This window comes from Paraburkholderia kirstenboschensis, from assembly GCF_032806925.1.
GTDB lineage: Bacteria > Pseudomonadota > Gammaproteobacteria > Burkholderiales > Burkholderiaceae > Paraburkholderia > Paraburkholderia kirstenboschensis.
In genome coordinates, this window is record NZ_CP136512.1 from 2,674,465 (window position 1) to 2,691,228 (window position 16,764).

The following is a 16,764-nucleotide window of genomic DNA, read 5'->3' on the forward strand; positions in this document are numbered from 1 at the left end:
ACTTACATGCTGCGCGTAGCAACGCGGCGGTCGGCCGGGCTCTTGCGCTGCGCGGGTGAGCCTGGGCGAAAAAGATAAACCCTCTTCGCGATACGCGAGATTGGAGGCATTGGTGTTGAACAGCCGTAGAAAGCGGATCGGCAAGATCCGCAATAAACAAACAGGCATCGCGGCTACTTCGTTGGTGGCCATCCCTATAGGCGGCCTCGCCGCGCTACCGGGGGGCGCGTCGGCGCAAACGCCTTCGCCGTTGGGCGAGTGGCAATACTCGGTCGGCATTCCGCTGCAAAAGATGTGGCAGCCGAACATTCCCGACTGGCAGGTGCGCGTCGGCGCCGCGACGTCTTTCCAGCCACGCTATGAAGGCTCGGAGCGGTATCACCTGATGGCGGGACCGAGCATCGACGTGCGTTATAAAGATCTGTTCTTCCTGTCGAGCGGCGAAGGTTTCGGGGGCAACTTCGCGCAAGGCGAGAACTGGCGCGCAAGCCTCGCGGTGGTTTACGACCTCGGTCGTCGCGCTCACGACGATCCGCAGGAACTGAACGGTCTGGGCAACATCAATCCGGCGCCGGGTCTGAAGCTCTCGGGCGAGTACGTCGTGTCGAGAGACTTTCCGCTCGTGCTGCGTGCAGACGTGCGCCGCTATTTCGGCGGTTCAAATGGATGGATCGGCGATCTCGGCGCGTACATGCCGATGCCGGGCAGCTCGAAGAAATTCTTCTGGTTTGCCGGCCCCAACGTGACGCTCGCGGACTCCACCTATATGAATAGCTGGTTCGGCGTGAATCAGAACCAGGCCGCCCATTCCAACTACTCGCAGTACCACGCGAGTGCGGGTTTCAAGTCGGTCGGCTTCGGCATCAGTGCAGTATGGCTATTCGACAAGCACTGGTTCGCTACCGCCGACGGCGCTTTCCAGCAACTCGTCGGCAGCGCCGGGAATAGTCCGATCACGCACCGCAAAGGCAATGGCGTTGCGGACGTATCGATCAACTACCGGTTCTGAGCGAAGTGCGACCGTCGCGGTTGCGCAACCGCCACGGTTACGGATTCACGCGCGTGCCCTGTAGCCGGTGCGTGTTTTTGGACGCGGCGGCGGCAGACGCTGCCGCTGCCGATACGCCCGCCGGCCCGGCTGGAATATCGCTCGGGCGTGAAGTGCCCGCGGCTTGCGGATACAGCGCGAGCAACGAACGCAACACGCCGTTCGTCCAGCCGAAGCCGTCCTGCAACGGATACTCGCCGCCGCCCGCGGACACACCGGGCGACGCCGCGTCCACATCATATTTTTCGACGAGCTTGCCTGTGTGCTGATAGTACGAGACGTTGGTTCTGATCCAGCGCGTCGCGATGGTTTGCGCGAGCGCGGGTTCGCTATAACGACGCAGGCCGATCACCGCCAGGTATTGCAACGGCGCCCAGCCGTTCGGCGCGTCCCATTGCTGACCGCTCGCGACCTTGGTGGTAGCAAGGCCGCCTGGGCGCAGCAGCTCGCGCTGCAAGGTCGCGGCGACGGCCTTCGCCTGCTGACGGCTCGCAACCCCCGTGTACAACGGATGAACGGTGGCCGCGGTGAGTCTGTGCGTGAGCGTGCGATGCACGAAGTCGTAGTCGCCGAATGCCTGCAATTGCGGGTCCCACAGCACGCGTCGAATCGTGTCGGCTCGCGTGGCGGCGCGCTGCGACATGTTCTCCGCATGCGTGACGTCGCCGCGCACGCGGTACGCCTTCGCGAGCGCGCGTTCGAGATCGACGATCAGGCAATTCAGGTCGATCGGCGCGAGCGACGTCACGTCGACCGTGGCAAGTGTCTTGCCGTCGGCAAACCAGCGCGAGCTGAAATCCCAGCCCGTTTCACCGCCTGCGCGCAGATTGCGCCACAAATCGTCCGCATTGCGTTGCGGCGTTTGCTGCGAGGTCGCGACGTCTTCGCGATACGACTCGTCGCGCGGCGCCGCGCGTTCGTCCCAGTAACGGTTGAGAAGCGAGCCGTCCGTGAGGCGCACCACATGGCGGCTTGCATGGCCGGCGGCTAGCCCCTCGCTGCCGTCCATCCAGTAAGCGTATTCGCGTTGCAGTTCCGGCAGGTATTGCGCGTACACGGCGTCGCCGTCTTTCTCGGCCACGAGCCGCACCATCTGCGCGAAGAACGGCGGCTGCGAGCGGCTCAGGTAGTAAGTGCGATTGCCGTTCGGTATATGGCCGTAGCGATTGATCAGCGTCGCAAAGTTCTTCAGATCGTCGACGACCCACGCATGGTGTCCGCTCGCTTCCAGACCCAGCATGATGAAGTACGAGTCCCAATAGTAGATCTCGTCGAAGCGGTCGCCCGGCACGATGTAGGCATCGGGCAGCGGCAGCAGCGAGGACCACGGACTCGCCGTGGCATCCGGCTCACGGCGCAGCACATTCCACAGCGTATCGATATGACTCACCACGTCCTGGTTGGGATCGGAGACATAGCTCTTCGCCGTACGAACGGACAGCGTGAAATTGCGTTTCACGAAGTCGCCGAGGTTGAAGCCCGGTTGCTGCTTCGCGGTTTCATACGCAGCGGCGATCTGTGCCGGCGGCGCGAGCGGCACCATGTCGGCGAAGGTCTTGCTGTCCGGATAGAGGTGAGCGAGTTGCACGTCCCGATAGAGGTCGGGGTATTGCTCGGAGGGCGGCACTGGCACAACCGGCGACGCCAGCACGGGGGGCTCGACATGCACTGCGACGTGCGTGATACCGCTCGCTCGCGGCGCTGCATCGGCAGCCGGGGCAGCAGCCGCGAGGGACGCTTGCAGCATGAGCGCGGCGGCAAGCGCGGCGGCGAGCGCGGCAATAAGCGTGGCACCAGGCGAAGCAAGTCGCCGGGCAGTCAGCGCGTTACGCAATCGGAGACGGGTAAAAGCGGCGAAGGCGTGATCGGTCATCGGCTGGAGAAAGGACGTCGAGGCATCAATGGGTAAGCGAAATTGCATTGTCGCAACATTGACCGCGCGCGCCCCGGCAAGTTGCGCGTATCTGCGCGGCCTTTCCCAGCAAGGCCGAGCGCGGTGCTACACGCAAAAGACAAGACCCGTCCTGTATGATTATGCGGCTGTGTAAGAACCCGAAAACGCCACGCGGAAAACCCGAAAAATATTCCGGATCGCAATGATCCGTCTTGCTGAATATAGAAAAAATGACCGCATCCCAGGTTGTCGACGAACGTTACTTTCGCGGCATTGTCCGCCGCAACATCGCCTTGCCTCTTTTTGTCGGCCTGATCACGATAGCCGTGTTCGTCGGGCTGATTGCTTATCTGGTGTCCACCACGAATTGGGCCGAGCATTCCGAGCGCGTGGTCGGCAAGGCCAATCAAATGTTGCGGCTTGCCGTCGATCGCGAATCGTCGATGCGCGGCTTTCTGATCACTGGAGACGAGAGATTTCTCGCCCAGTACGAAAACGGCGGACCGCAGTTCAAGGCGCAAATGGAAGACCTGCAGCGTCTCGTTGCCGACAATCCGCCGCAAGTCGAGAAACTCAGGCAGATTGAGGCGATTCAGGACCGCTGGACCCGCTTTGCCGAAAGCATGATCGACGCGCGCCGCAGAATGCAGGACGTCACGAGTGCCGTGGCGAGCGGCCGCGGCAAGATGGAATTCGACGAGACCCGAAAAGAGTTCGGCGACTTTCTCGAAGTCGAATTGCGCTTGCGTCAGGAGCGCGGCGAGGCATCGCGCCGCGTCACCGCAATATTGGTGAGCGTGTTCCTGATCTTCAGCATCGGCGTGAACAGCCTGCTTGCATGGATGGGCCGACGCGAATTGCTCAACCTGGCGGGGACTTACGACAGAGCTATACGCCAGCAAGCCGAACAGACTGAAGTGCTGGAAAAACAGGTGTGGCTGCGCTCGGGGCAGCGCATGCTGGCCGAGAGAGTGGTCGGCCAGGCCACTCCGCAGCTCGTCGGCCGCGCGATGCTCGACTGCCTCGCGCAGTACATGGAAGCTGCCGTCGGCGCCATCTATGTGCGCGACAAGCGGCACGGCACGTTGCGCCGCATCGCGACTTATGGCTTCAGCCGCGAGAGCGAGCAGGCCACTGGGCGCGATCTCGGCGAGGCCGACACGCTTGTCGGCGAGGCCGCGCTCTCGCGCCGTATGGTCGTGATGCACGACGTGCCGGACAATTATGTGCAAGTGGTTTCCGCAACCGGCAAAGCTGCACCGAAGAACCTGATCATCATGCCGATCAGGAGCGAAGGCGAAGTCAACGGCGTCGTGGAGTTGGGCTTTATCCGCGCACTCGCGTCGCGTGACGAAGAGTTCATCGAACTCGTCAGCGAGAGCATGGGCGATTTCATCGAAGCGGCGCTTTATCGCGAGCGCCTGCAAGATGCGCTGATCGAAACGCAGCAGTTGAACGAAGAGCTTCAGGTTCAGCAGGAGGAGTTGCGTGTTTCGAACGAAGGGCTCGAAGAGCGCGGCCGCGCGCTGCTCGACTCGCAAACGCGCCTCGAAGCGCAGCAGGCCGAACTCGAACAGACCAATGTGCAACTCGAGGAATATGCGCAGCGCCTCGAGCGGCAGAAAGCGGATCTGCTGCGCGCGCAGGACGATCTTGCGGCGAACGCCGAGCGCCTCGAGCAATCGAGCCGCTACAAGTCGGAGTTCCTCGCCAACATGTCGCACGAGTTGCGCACGCCGCTAAACAGTTCGCTGATTCTCGCCAAGCTGCTGCAGCAGAACCGCAGCGGCAATCTGACCGAGGAGCAGGTGCGCTATGCGGAAACCATCCACGCATCCAATAGCGACCTGCTGGTGCTGATCAACGACATTCTCGATCTGTCGAAGGTCGAGGCGGGGCAGGTGACTGTCGAGCTCGAAACCGTGTCGCTCGACGCAACGCTGCAATCGCTCGAAGAGATGTTCAAGCCGATGGCGGGTGCAAAGCACCTGAGCCTCGCGTTCGACCGCTCGCCGGGCGTGCCGGATACGTTCATCGGCGACGGCCAACGTGTCACACAGATACTGCGTAATCTGCTGTCCAACGCGGTGAAGTTCACCCATCGCGGCGAGGTTGCGCTATCGGTCGCGTCTGCGGATGGCGACATGCTGCGTATCGATGTGCGCGATTCCGGCATCGGCATCGCGGCCGACAAGCTGGAGATGATTTTCGAAGCGTTCCAGCAGGCTGACGGATCCACCAGTCGTCAGTACGGCGGCAGCGGACTCGGTCTGTCCATTTCGCGGGAATTCGCGCGGTTGATGGGCGGCCGGATCACCGTTGTCAGCGAAGTGGGCAAGGGCAGCGTCTTCACCCTGTGGTTGCCGCTCGACGCGCGTGCAGCGCTGGCGGCCGACGGCGAGAGCACAGCCGCGGTTGCTCCGGCCACGGCGCAGGCGCAGGCTCAGGCGGCAGGCGACGCAGCGGCCGCCGGCGACTCGCGGGGCGAGCCGCTGCTTTCTGCTACGTCATGGGGCGGCGCTGCCTCGACGGTCATCACTGCGGCCAACGGACTGATGACAGAAGCGCGACACAACGGCACAAGCGTTGTGCATGCGGGCAATGCGGCGAGCGCACAAGATTCGGCCATGGTGTCGATTGCCGACGATCGCGACAACCGCACGCGTGCCGGCCGTCTGATTGTCGTGGTGGAAGACGATCTTGCGTTCGCCGAAATCCTTCGCGATCTCGTGCATGAACTCGACTTCGACTTCGTGCATGCAAGCAGCGCGGCGAGCGGTCTCGCTCTCGTGCGCGACATGCGTCCGGCGGCGGTGCTGCTCGACGTGGGCTTGCCGGATCGTTCGGGGCTCACTGTGCTCGAATGGCTGAAAAACGATCCGCTCACGCGTCATATTCCGATCCATATCGTGTCTGCCACCGACCACGCGGACAAGGCGCTGCATCTCGGCGCAATCGGCTATACGCTCAAGCCGACCGCGCGCTCCACGATGGAAGCCGCGATCCGCCGGCTCGAAGCGCGCTTGCAGCAGCACCTCAAACGCGTATTGGTGATCGAAGACGACGCGGCGATGCGCGAAAGCATCCGCGCGCTGCTGCAAAGCGAAAACACCGAAATCGTTGCGGTCGCCACGTTGGCCGAGGCGCTCGAACACATCGAAAATTTCTCGTTCGATTGCGTGGTAACCGATCTCGCGCTGCCCGACGGCACCGGCTACGATCTGCTCGAACGCCTCGCCGGGAACGCCGGGCATGCATCATTGCCGGTGATCGTCTACACGGGGCGCATGCTCTCCGATGAGGACGAACACCGCCTGCGGCGCTATTCGAAATCGATCATTATCAAAGGTGCAAAGTCGCCGGAGCGCCTGCTCGACGAAGTGACGCTGTTCCTGCACAGCGTGGAGTCGTCGCTCGCGCCGGAGCAGCAGCGCATGCTGCGCACCGTGCGGCAACGCGATAACGCCTTCGAAGGCCGCACGATCCTGCTGGCCGAAGACGACGTGCGCAATATCTTCGCGCTCTCGCATGTGATCGAACCGCTCGGCGCGAAATTGCAGATCGCGCGCAATGGCCGCGAAGCGCTCGACGCACTGGAAAACGGCCCGGAGGTGCATCTCATACTGATGGACATCATGATGCCTGAGATGGACGGTTTGACCGCAATGGGCGAGATTCGGCGCAATCCGCGCCATGCGCATCTGCCGATTATCGCGTTGACAGCAAAGGCAATGGCGAACGATCGCCTGCGTTGTCTCGAAGCAGGTGCCGACGACTACGTCTCCAAGCCGATCGACGTGGACAAGCTCGTTGCGCTCTGCCGTGTCTGGCTGCGCCAACGCTAGCATTCAACAGGCTTAGACAACGGTCCAGACACGGAAAAAGCAATGAGCCAGTTCGAACTCGACGCATGGCAACGCATAAGCGATTTCGACATCGAGTTGAAATTGCTGCTGGAAGCTATTTACCTCAAATACCAGCACGATTTCCGTCAATATGCGATGTCGTCGTTGCGTCGCCGTCTGTCTCAGGCACTGGACGAATTCGGCCTGAGCACGCTGTCGCAATTGCAGGACCGCATCATGCGCGACGGCGACCAGTTCTCGCGGTTGTTCCAGTACCTCACCGTGCAGGTCAGCGATATGTTTCGCGATCCTGCGTATTTTCTGGCGCTGCGCGAGCATGTGTTGCCTCGTCTTCGCACGTATCCGTCCATCAAGGTGTGGGTAGCAGGTTGCAGCACCGGCGAGGAACTGTGGTCGCTAAAAATCCTCTTCGACGAAGAGGGCTTGACCGAGCGCACGCTGTTCTATGCGACCGATATCAGCCCGGACGCGCTCGCGCGCGCCGAAGCCGGGATCTACGCGCTGGATCGCATTCAGGGCTTCACACAGAATTACCTGGCGGCGGGCGGCAAGCGCTCGCTGTCGGACTACTATCACGCGGCCTATAACGGTGCGCGCTTTGCGGGCTCGCTCAAAGGCCGCGTGGTGTTCGCCGACCATAGCCTCTCGACTGACGAGGTCTTTCTCGAAGCGCATCTCGTGTCGTGCCGCAACGTGCTGATCTATTTCGATCGCGGTTTGCAGGACCGCGCGTTGGGGCTGTTCGAGAACGCGCTGGTACGGCGCGGTTTTCTCGGCCTCGGCAGCAAGGAAACGCTGCGTTTTTCCCGCCATTACGAAGCCTTCGACGAATTCCGTCCGGGCGAGCGTATTTACCAGAAACGCTGAAAGCACCGTGATCCCACGCACAACGATCCAGCCAGCCGCCGACGCTCCGCGGGGCGCACGAAATGGGCGCGCCTGCGAGCTTGTAGTGATTGGCGGCTCGGCAGGCGGCATGGAAGTTCTCAACCTGCTGCTTGCCGCGCTGCCAGCGAGCTTTGCGCCCGCCGTGATGGTCGTCATGCATCTGCCGCCCGATCCGCCGAGCTATCTCGTGCACGCATTGGCGCACCGCTGCCGGCTTCCCGTGGTCGAGCCCGACGCGGGCGAGCAGATCATGCCGGGCCGCGTGCATGTCGCGCCGCCCGGCTATCACATGCTGGTGGAAGTGGACCGGACCGTTGCACTTTCAACGGATGCGGCAGTGCGCTTCTCCCGGCCTTCCATCGACGTGTTGTTCGAGTCCGCGGCGGCCGTATATCGCGAGCAACTGCTGGCCATGCTGCTCTCCGGCGCCAACGACGACGGCGCGCGCGGTTTGCAGCGAGTGCGCGCGTTTGGCGGCCTTACGTGGGTGCAGGAACCGGACACCGCCGCTTCGCCGGAAATGCCGCGTACCGCAATTGAACGCGGTGCGGCCGATTACATCTTCTCTCCCGAAACAATGGCCCGGCAGCTTGCAGCTTTGCCGGCCTCTCTCTGACCCGATGCCATGTCGAACCCACCCGTGAACATTCTGATTGTCGACGACATCGCTCACAACATCACCGCGCTCAAGGCGTTGCTGACACGGCCCGATGTCGCTGTGCTCGTAGCCGATTCGGGCACCGCCGCGCTCGATCTGCTGCTCAAGCACGAGGTCGCGCTCGCGATTCTCGACGTCAACATGCCCGGCATGAACGGTTTCGAACTGGCGGCGCTCATGCGTGGCAGCCCTCGCACGTCGCATGTGCCGATTATCTTTTTGACCGCAACCGCGCATGACGCGTCGCGCACGTTTCGCGGCTATGAAGCAGGTGCGGTGGATTTCCTCTACAAGCCGTTCGACCCGCGCATTCTGCAATCGAAGGTGGACGTGTTCGTTCAGCTCGAACAGCAGAAGCGCCAGCTCGCCGCGCAACTCGTGACCACACGTCAGATGCTCGAAGCGAATGAGATGTTGATGGCGGTGCTTAGCCACGATTTGCGCACGCCGCTCGGGGCTGTGCTCGCGTCTGCGGAATATCTGATGCGCACCGCCGCCGACCAGCAATCGGCGACGGTTGCCGCGCGCGTGAAAAACAGTTCTCTGCGCATGGCGCGCATGGTCGAGCAGCTGCTCAACCTCGCGCGTCTGCAAGGCGGACGCCTGCCGTTGCAGCCGCGCTCGATCGAGCTCGCGACGCTATGCAGATCGGTAATCGACGAATTCGCTTCGCGCGAGAACGGCAAGCGTATCGTCTTCACGAGCCGCGGCAATACGGCAGGCGCGTGGGACACCGATCTCGTCTGGCAGGCCGTGTCGAATCTCGTGAGCAACGCGCTGCACCATGGCGCGGAGGGCGGTGACGTCAGCGTCGAGGTGGACGGCGAAGCCGCCGACTTCGTCCGCCTGAAGGTGGCCAACCGCGGCGTCATTCCGCCCGAGGTTTTCCCGCATCTGTTCAAGGCCTTCGGCCCCAATAACAGCGGCTCCCGCTCGCGCGAGGGCCTCGGGCTCGGTTTGCATATCGTGCAGGAAATTGCGCGGATGCACGGCGGCGGTGTCAGCGTCAAGTCGGACGAAGCGGACGGCACGGTCTTCACGATCGAACTGCCGCGAATGGTAACGCTGCAACGCGGCTCGTTTTCAGGGAAATAAGCGCGACGATAAATGCGGCGCCTATGCGGCAACGGCGCTGCGCATACTGTGCTCGGCGCATGGTCCGCGCGAGCACCGATGCCAACGCCGCGCTGTGCTACGCTTGGCAGACCCAACCCACGCCGCGCGAGTACGAAGCCATCATGCGTTCATGGCGCATTTCCCCGCCGCATCAAAGCGAACAGATCAGCACCGCGCGTGCGGCCGAACTCGTCATGTCGATTTCGCACAGCGACGCTGACTCACTCGCCGCCAGCATGCTCAAAACCGTAGGCGATATGCTGCCGGTTTCGCAGTGCACCGTCTTTGCGTATGAACTCGACGCGCGACCCCGCACTATTTCCGCCGCCGATCATCGGGGTGGACGTTTTCTGCGTGACGTTGCGGACCGCTACGCGACGCACTTTTACGCACTGGACGGTAATAGGGCGATTATTGGAAGCGCGAGTAGTGCGCGATCGCACGACGCGCTAGTTCTGCATCAGCAGCAAAGCGAAGAAATCTCGAACGAAGCGTATCACGCAGCGTGCTACTCGCAGCCCAACGTATCCGACCGCTTGTCGCTGCTCGTGCAACCTGTGGAAAGCGTGTGGCTATCAATCAATCTGTACCGTGACCGCGCATACGGCACGTTCACCGCGGGCGAGATGGAACGCGTCGAAAGTCTCGCGCATCTGTTTGCGCACGCAGCGAAAGGGCATTACGCGCTTCATGGGCCGCATCAGGAAGGCCCGGCAGCGGCAATGCTCTTACGCATCAGACAAATTTGTCCCGCGCTTACGCCACGCGAGCTCGACGTGCTGCGCGGCACGCTCGAAGGCGCGACAGCAGTGGAAATAGCCGCACAGATGGGCGTGAAGCCCACGAGCGTTATCACTTATCAGAAGCGCGCGTATGTGCGGCTCGGCATCTCCAGCCAGCGGCAACTGTTCGCGCTGTGCATGGCGCCGCAATGTGGCTGAGATTGTTATTTTGCGCGCTGTAGTCACGCATTTTCAACCGCGTCTTGCGCGCGCATCGGCTTGCGTCTCGCGATCCCAGCGTTTGAGCCACGGCAACAGGAAATCCACAAAACCGGCCGCGGGCGGTGACAGCGCGCGTTCGGTCGAGCGATACACGCAAACCTCGCGGATGGTCTCCGGTTCGACAATCCGCTTCATCACCAGCCCGAAAGTGCGCGCAAGCGGTGCGACGTAAGCCGGCGCGAGCGTCACGGCCAGTCCGCGCGAAGCGATGCCAAAAGCGGTGGTGACGTTGTCCACCACATCGACTGGAACGATGCGCGCCTCGACCGGCAGATTTGCGAGCATCTGGTCGACCGCGCGTTCGTGATCGCGGCCTGTAGCGACGATAGGTATATCGCGCAACTGCTGCCACTGCACACGCCGCCGCGTGCCGAGCGGATGTGACGGCGCGCACCACATCACCCATGGACTTGCGAACGCGCAGTCGCGGCGCACGCGTGCACCGCTTTGCCTGTCGGGCCCGACCGCGAGGTCCACGTCCGCGCTTTCCACACGCTCGACGAGTTGCTCGACCACCGTGTCGCAAATGCGCACGACTACCTTCGGCTTGTCGCGCGCGTACTCGGCGATCGCCGCGGGCAACGCAGTCGACGCCAGCACAAGCGGCGCGCCGATCCGAACGATGCCGGCGGCGCGGTTACGGATATCGTCGGCGGATTGGGCGGCGGCGCGCACGTGACGCAACACGGATTCCGCCGACGCGAGGAAGTCTTGCCCCGCGCTCGACAGATTCACGCGCCGCGTGGTCCGGTCGAACAGGCGAAAGCCGAGTTCGGTTTCAAGCTCGGCGAGCAGTTGACTGACTGCCGACGAAGTGAGCCCGAGCCGCTCCGCCGCCGCGCCGATGCTGTGAAGATCGACAATGGCGAGAAACGCCTCGAATTGACGGATGGTGACGCGAGTAAGTGCCATGACCCGATTCTAAAGAAAAACTTACGAATCGTGAAAAATCCGTTGATTGTGGATCGAGGCGCGCTGATCGACACTTGTCCCAATCGACGGGAGCACAAAAAGACGCTTAGACTTTCAGTCTCGCCCGGCCGTCGACGCAATGTCGGCACCGCCTCAGGGCTCCTTCAAGGAAATGCCATGTTCGAAGATATCCCCGCTTATCCCGGCGATCCGATTCTGAGCCTCAACGAAGACTTCCAGCTCGATCCACGCCAGAACAAAGTCAACCTGAGCATCGGCATCTATTTCGACGACGCGGGCAAGCTGCCCGTCATGGACGCGGTGCGCCGCGCCGAAACCGCGTTGCTCGACGCAATCGGCCCGCGTTCCTATCTGCCGATGGCGGGCTTGCCGCTCTATCGCGAGACCGCACAGGCGCTCGTGTTCGGCGCGGACAGCGAAGCGCGCGCCGCTGGTCGCATCGCGACGTTGCAGACCATAGGCGGCTCCGGTGCGCTCAAGGTCGGCGCCGATTTCCTGCGGCGCTATTTTCCGGGTTCGCAAATGTGGATCAGCGACCCGAGCTGGGAGAATCACCGGGTCGTATTCGAGGGCGCGGGTCTAACGGTCAACACCTATCCGTATTACGACGAACAGACGGGCGGCCTGCGTTTCGCCGATATGATCGACACCATCGGCCGTTTGCCCGAGCGCAGCATTGTCTTGCTGCATGCGTGCTGCCACAACCCCACCGGCGTCGATCTCAGCGTCGAGCAATGGGCCGAGCTCGTGCCGGTATTGCAGCGTCGCAAGCTGATCGCGTTTGTCGATATGGCTTATCAGGGCTTTGGCGCGGGCCTCGAAGAAGACGCCGCTTGTGTTCGCATGCTGGCCGAGGCCGGCATACCGCTGATCGCAGCCAATTCGTTCTCGAAGAATTTTTCGCTGTACGGCGAGCGGTGCGGCGCACTGAGCGTTGTCTGCAAGAACGCCGACGAAGCGAGCCGTGTGCTCGGTCAGCTGATGTCCGCCGTGCGTGCGAACTACAGCAATCCGCCGACGCACGGCGCGCGCCTCGTCGCGAACGTGCTGTCCGATATGTCGTTGCGCGCTTCGTGGGAAGCGGAACTCGCCACCATGCGCGAACGCATTCTTGCGATGCGCGGCACGATCCACGCGGGACTCGCCGGCCGCGTCGACGAAGTGATGCGTGCACGTTACGTGGCGCAACGCGGCATGTTCACCTATACGGGCTTGACCGTTAGCCAGGTCGAGCGTCTTCGCAACGAACACGCCGTGTACGTACTGCGCTCAGGGCGCATGTGCGTGGCCGGCTTGAATGCGCGCAATGCGGACTACGTGGCGTCGTCCATTGCTGCCGTCGTGTCCGGCGCATAACGGCGGCGACAAGCACCGCGCGCAGCCAGCAGATACCCATGGAGAGATCGATGACGACACTTGATATGCCAGCGGCGAGTGCGCCGAAGAGTACCGACATGCACCCCGCCGAATGGCAGTCGCGCGTCCAACTGGCTGCGTGCTACCGCATTTTCGACATGCTCGGCTGGACGGAGATGATCTACAACCACATCACGTTGCGCGTGCCGGCGAGCGTGAGCGGCGGCGAGCGCCAGTTCCTGATCAATCCGTTCGGCTTGCACTACAGCGAAGTCACGGCGAGCAATCTCGTGAAGATCGACGCCCAGGGCCGCGTGCTGGACGACTCGCATTATCCGGTCAATCCGGCCGGTTTCGTCGTGCATGCGGCGATCCACGAAGGCGTGCCCGACGCGCATTGTGTGATGCACACACACACCACGGCGGGCGTCGCGGTGGCGTGCCTCGAAGACGGCTTGCAGCAGACCAATTTTTACAGCGCGCAGTTGCACGATCGCATCGCGTATCACGATTTCGAGGGCATCACCGTGCATGCGGAAGAAGGGCCGCGGCTCGTCGAACATATCGGCAACAGGCAGGCAGTGATTCTGCGCAACCACGGACTGCTTGCGTGGGGCCGCACGGTGCCGCAGACTTTTGCGATTCTCTGGACACTGAACCGCGCGTGCGAAATTCAGATGGCGACGTTCTCGATGGGCAAGGCCCGGCCGGTCCCGGAAGAAGTGGCGATCCGCTGTTCGCGCGACGCGCTCCAGTTCGATCCGCGTCACGGCGCGGGGCAGGATGTGTACGATGCGCTGGTGCGGCGCGTGGAGCGCATCGACGCGAGTTACAGGGACTGAATCAATGAAAGCAGTGATTTACGGCGCAGGCGCGATTGGCGGATGGATGGGCGTCAAGCTCGCGCAAGCAGGCCACGATCTCGGCGCGGTGGCGCGCGGCGCGACGCTCGCCGCTTTGCGCGAGCACGGCTTGCGTTTGATCGAAGGCGGCGAGACGCGGGCTGTTCGCGTGAGAGCGGTTGAAGATCCAGCGGAACTCGGCGTTCAGGATCTCGTGGTGGTGGCGGTCAAGGGTCCTGCCATGGCGTCGGTGGCCGCGCATATCGCGCCGCTGCTCGGGCCGCAAACCATCGTGCTCACGGCGATGAACGGCGTGCCGTGGTGGTTCTGCGACGGGCTCGGCGGCAATTTCGCCGGCAAGCGGCTCAAGTCCGTCGATCCCGACGGCGCTATCGCCGAGGCGATTCCGGGCGAGCAGACGGTGGGCTGCGTGGTGCATGCGAGCTGCCTCGTCGAGGCGCCTGGCGTGATCCGGCATCATCAGGGCAATGGGTTGATCGTCGGCGAGGCTGCCGGGCGGCCGAGCGAACGCGTCAAGGCGCTGACCGAAGCGCTGGTCGCCGCGGGTTTCAATGCGTCGATGTCGGAGCAGATCCAGCGCGATGTCTGGTACAAGCTGTGGGGCAATATGACGATGAACCCCATCAGCGCAATGACCGGCGCGACCACCGACCGCATTCTCAGCGACGAGCTGGTGCGCAACTTCGTCACGAGCGTCATGCTCGAAGCGAAGGAGATCGGCGCGCGCTTCGGCATTCCGATCGATCAGGCGCCGCAGGATCGGCATGCGGTCACGCTCAAACTCGGTGCGATGAAAACGTCGATGCTGCAGGACGTGCAGGCGCGCAAGCCCGTGGAACTGGACGCACTCGTGAGCGCGGTGCGCGAACTCGGACAACTGACCGGTGTTCAAACGCCATACACGGACGCGCTGCTCGGTCTCGCGCGTTTGCATGCGAGTACGCTGGGTTTGTACTGAATCCGGTGTAGCAGTAATGCTTCGCTGAAGAAGGCCGCCGCGGGGCAACTCGCGGCGGCTTTTTTGCGCCGGGTTCGTCGTGCTCTTTTCAAGCTATGCAGCCGTCGCCGTGACTGCCCCGGGCGAAGGCAGTCGAGCCGCCTCGATCAGAGACAAAGCGCGTTGCGTGTCATCGAGTTCAGTCATGCAGAGCAGCGCGAGGCGGGCGAGATAGAGCGGAGCCTGCGCTTCACCTTCGGCCGTGATGGTTTGGCAAAGCGTCGTGTAGATGCGCTCGAGGCCGCTATCGATCATGACAGACTCTCCTTGCTCCGAATGTTCAGTGTGGCGATAAGCGCGCTGTGTGTCGCGACTGCGCTGCCATTGCGCCAGCGGGCGAGCACGTGGCCATCCGGGCGGATCAGATAGACCGTGCCCGGTGTTGCGTCGAGCATGTGATGCAGGCGCCCGCTGTGATCGATAACGGCAGTGCTGTCTGCGCCCAGCTTGACGTTCGTGTCGACGACGGTGATCGTTTTGAACGGAATCGCACGGCTCGCCAGATCGTCCTGTATGCGCTGCCACTCGGCATCTTGCGACGAGTCCGTGCCGAAGCGCAGCGCTGTGAAGCAGGGTGTCAGCAGATCGGTAACGTGTATATCGGTCGTCTTGCCATCGCTGATGCGCTTCAGCCTGCACTCCGGTAATACGCTGCCCGGCGCGGGACCGCTAGCAAATTGGCTCGCCGCGTGCACTGCGCCTGCTGTTTGCGCGCAGTCCGCTGCAACGCGATTGAGCGGCGATTCCACATACGCGATCGGGTGCGTTTGCCGCGGATTGATCAGCGGCCGAACGGCGGCATGATGTTCGGCAAGCCCGAGCACCGCTGTTCTCATCAACTCGAACCCGAACGTGGGCGGCGCCATGAACTCGGTGCTTTTCATCCCGTAGCTCAGGTTCTCGCGCGCGGCGAACACGCGCTCGTCGCTATAACTGTCGAGAAGGTCGGGCGATGCAATGCCGTTGACCACACAGCCGAGTTTCCAGCCGAGATTGTCGGCGTCGTCAATGCCAGAATTCGCGCCGCGCACACCGAAGATCGGCACTAGATGCGCCGCGTCGCCGGCGAACAGTACCGAGCCGTGGCGATAACGCTCCAGCGTCAACGCGTTTGCCTTGTAGACAGTAATCCAGATCGGCGACCATTCGCCTCGTTCGCCCATTGCGTCGAGCACGCTCTGAACGCGTGGAATGACGTTGTCCGGCTCGACGGCCGCTTGTGGATCTTCGTCGTCGCGAAGCTGGTAGTCGATGCGCCATACGTCGTCCGGCTGTTTGTGCACGAGCACCGTGGAACCCGGATTGGACGGCGGATCGAAATAGGCGAGGCGTTCGGTCGCGCGTTCGCTGTGCAATGCGATATCGACGATCACATAGCGGCCTTCGTACGTGGTGCCGGTGAGCTTCAGGCCGAGCGCTTCCCGTACGGTGCTGCGCCCGCCGTCGCACGCGACGACCCAATCGGCGTGCATGCGCCACGTGGTGTCGCCGGTGCGCAGCGCCAGTGTTGCGCCGCGTTGAGCGTCGGAACCATCGGATTGCTCGATGCCGGTCACACGAGTTTGCCAGCGGATGTCGATCAGATCCGCGTGCCGCTCCAGTTCGTCGAGCAGGAACTGTTCGATCTGATATTGCGCGATGTTGATCATCGGCGGCAACGATTGCTCTTCGTCCTGATGCATCGTGAAGCGGAACACTTCTGCGTCGCGATAGAAGCTACGGCCTCCTGTCCACGGCAGACCTTTTTGCAGGAAGCCCTGCACGGCGCCAAGGCGCTTGAGTATCTCCAGACTGCGCCGTGAGATGCAGATGGCGCGGCTGCCGGTGCATACGCTGTCGTCGGCCTCGATCAGCACCGAGCGCACGCCTTGCCGGGCAAGAGCAAGCGCGAGCGTCATGCCGACCGGGCCGCCGCCGACTATCGCCACGGGCCGCCGCACGGGATCGTGTCCGTCGATGAGCGGGGGCACCGCGCCATCGTAGTGGCGCGGCGCAAAGGGGTAGGGTTTGAAGCTGCGCGTCATGCATGTCTCCTCGATTTTCGCCGCATTTTCACGTGCGCCGCGTCATTGAGTTTTTTAGACGCGGGGCGATACAAAAAAAGCGGTAAGCGAAGTATGGAGGAGCGCTTACGCGCGCCT

Annotated in this window: 13 protein-coding genes; 9 read left to right on the forward strand and 4 right to left on the reverse strand. The window is 62.7% G+C overall.

Going from position 1 to position 16,764, the window contains the following annotated elements:
• Nucleotides 1-112: 112 nt before the first annotated feature.
• Nucleotides 113-1,009: a MipA/OmpV family protein gene (locus tag RW095_RS20975; protein ID WP_317018091.1), complete on the forward strand. Its 897-nt coding sequence runs from the start codon at nt 113-115 to the stop codon at nt 1,007-1,009.
• A gap of 37 nt (nt 1,010-1,046) precedes the next feature.
• On the opposite strand, the gene treF is transcribed toward RW095_RS20975, so the two are convergent.
• Nucleotides 1,047-2,921 carry an alpha,alpha-trehalase TreF gene (treF, locus tag RW095_RS20980; protein WP_317018093.1) on the reverse strand — a complete coding sequence of 625 codons (1,875 nt, stop codon included), beginning with the start codon at nt 2,919-2,921 and terminating at the stop codon, nt 1,047-1,049.
• 251 nt (nt 2,922-3,172) lie between these two features.
• Here treF and RW095_RS20985 point away from each other — a divergent pair, with 251 nt between their 5' ends.
• The 5 genes from RW095_RS20985 to RW095_RS21005 all read left to right on the forward strand — a co-directional run bounded on the left by RW095_RS20985 (nt 3,173) and on the right by RW095_RS21005 (nt 10,411).
• On the forward strand, nt 3,173-6,787 hold the full coding sequence (locus RW095_RS20985; protein WP_317018094.1) for a response regulator: 3,615 nt from the start codon (nt 3,173-3,175) through the stop codon (nt 6,785-6,787).
• Between the two features lie 42 nt (nt 6,788-6,829).
• On the forward strand, nt 6,830-7,675 hold the full coding sequence (locus tag RW095_RS20990) for a CheR family methyltransferase (protein WP_317018095.1): 846 nt from the start codon (nt 6,830-6,832) through the stop codon (nt 7,673-7,675).
• A gap of 10 nt (nt 7,676-7,685) precedes the next feature.
• A complete protein-coding gene (locus tag RW095_RS20995) occupies nt 7,686-8,312 on the forward strand; it encodes a chemotaxis protein CheB (protein WP_317019916.1) in 627 nt (208 codons plus the stop codon).
• A 9-nt stretch (nt 8,313-8,321) separates the two neighbouring features.
• On the forward strand, nt 8,322-9,449 hold the full coding sequence (locus RW095_RS21000; protein ID WP_317018097.1) for a hybrid sensor histidine kinase/response regulator: 1,128 nt from the start codon (nt 8,322-8,324) through the stop codon (nt 9,447-9,449).
• A gap of 143 nt (nt 9,450-9,592) precedes the next feature.
• The gene (locus RW095_RS21005) at nt 9,593-10,411 is read left to right on the forward strand and encodes a helix-turn-helix transcriptional regulator (protein WP_317019917.1); all 819 of its coding nucleotides are present in this window, start codon (nt 9,593-9,595) and stop codon (nt 10,409-10,411) included.
• Nucleotides 10,412-10,444: 33 nt separating this feature from the next.
• On the opposite strand, the gene RW095_RS21010 is transcribed toward RW095_RS21005, so the two are convergent.
• Nucleotides 10,445-11,386, reverse strand: a complete 942-nt coding sequence (locus RW095_RS21010; protein WP_317018099.1) for a LysR family transcriptional regulator — start codon at nt 11,384-11,386, stop codon at nt 10,445-10,447.
• 177 nt (nt 11,387-11,563) lie between these two features.
• Between RW095_RS21010 and RW095_RS21015 the strand changes: the two genes are divergently transcribed.
• From RW095_RS21015 to RW095_RS21025, 3 genes are read left to right on the forward strand one after another with little or no spacing between them, the layout of a single operon-like run.
• Nucleotides 11,564-12,763: an amino acid aminotransferase gene (locus tag RW095_RS21015; RefSeq protein ID WP_317018100.1), complete on the forward strand. Its 1,200-nt coding sequence runs from the start codon at nt 11,564-11,566 to the stop codon at nt 12,761-12,763.
• Between the two features lie 50 nt (nt 12,764-12,813).
• Nucleotides 12,814-13,605, forward strand: a complete 792-nt coding sequence (locus RW095_RS21020) for a class II aldolase/adducin family protein (RefSeq protein ID WP_317018102.1) — start codon at nt 12,814-12,816, stop codon at nt 13,603-13,605.
• A gap of 4 nt (nt 13,606-13,609) precedes the next feature.
• The gene (locus RW095_RS21025) at nt 13,610-14,584 is read left to right on the forward strand and encodes a 2-dehydropantoate 2-reductase (RefSeq protein WP_317018103.1); all 975 of its coding nucleotides are present in this window, start codon (nt 13,610-13,612) and stop codon (nt 14,582-14,584) included.
• A 93-nt stretch (nt 14,585-14,677) separates the two neighbouring features.
• On the opposite strand, the gene RW095_RS21030 is transcribed toward RW095_RS21025, so the two are convergent.
• Together RW095_RS21030 and RW095_RS21035 are read right to left on the reverse strand one after the other, a co-directional pair.
• Nucleotides 14,678-14,878, reverse strand: a complete 201-nt coding sequence (locus tag RW095_RS21030) for a hypothetical protein (protein ID WP_317018105.1) — start codon at nt 14,876-14,878, stop codon at nt 14,678-14,680.
• Complete coding sequence (locus RW095_RS21035) at nt 14,875-16,647, reverse strand: FAD-dependent oxidoreductase (RefSeq protein WP_317018106.1); 1,773 nt, start codon at nt 16,645-16,647, stop codon at nt 14,875-14,877. The genes RW095_RS21030 and RW095_RS21035 overlap by 4 nt, the downstream gene beginning before the upstream one ends.
• Nucleotides 16,648-16,764: the final 117 nt, after the last annotated feature.

Coding starts and splice junctions, on each gene's coding strand:
- treF (WP_317018093.1), bottom strand. CDS start 2,921: ATGACCGATCACGCCTTCGCCGCTTTTACCCGTCTCCGATTGCGTAAC.
- RW095_RS20985 (WP_317018094.1), top strand. CDS start 3,173: ATGACCGCATCCCAGGTTGTCGACGAACGTTACTTTCGCGGCATTGTC.
- RW095_RS20990 (WP_317018095.1), top strand. CDS start 6,830: ATGAGCCAGTTCGAACTCGACGCATGGCAACGCATAAGCGATTTCGAC.
- RW095_RS21000 (WP_317018097.1), top strand. CDS start 8,322: ATGTCGAACCCACCCGTGAACATTCTGATTGTCGACGACATCGCTCAC.
- RW095_RS21005 (WP_317019917.1), top strand. CDS start 9,593: ATGCGTTCATGGCGCATTTCCCCGCCGCATCAAAGCGAACAGATCAGC.
- RW095_RS21010 (WP_317018099.1), bottom strand. CDS start 11,386: ATGGCACTTACTCGCGTCACCATCCGTCAATTCGAGGCGTTTCTCGCC.
- RW095_RS21015 (WP_317018100.1), top strand. CDS start 11,564: ATGTTCGAAGATATCCCCGCTTATCCCGGCGATCCGATTCTGAGCCTC.
- RW095_RS21020 (WP_317018102.1), top strand. CDS start 12,814: ATGACGACACTTGATATGCCAGCGGCGAGTGCGCCGAAGAGTACCGAC.
- RW095_RS21025 (WP_317018103.1), top strand. CDS start 13,610: ATGAAAGCAGTGATTTACGGCGCAGGCGCGATTGGCGGATGGATGGGC.
- RW095_RS21030 (WP_317018105.1), bottom strand. CDS start 14,878: ATGATCGATAGCGGCCTCGAGCGCATCTACACGACGCTTTGCCAAACC.
- RW095_RS21035 (WP_317018106.1), bottom strand. CDS start 16,647: ATGACGCGCAGCTTCAAACCCTACCCCTTTGCGCCGCGCCACTACGAT.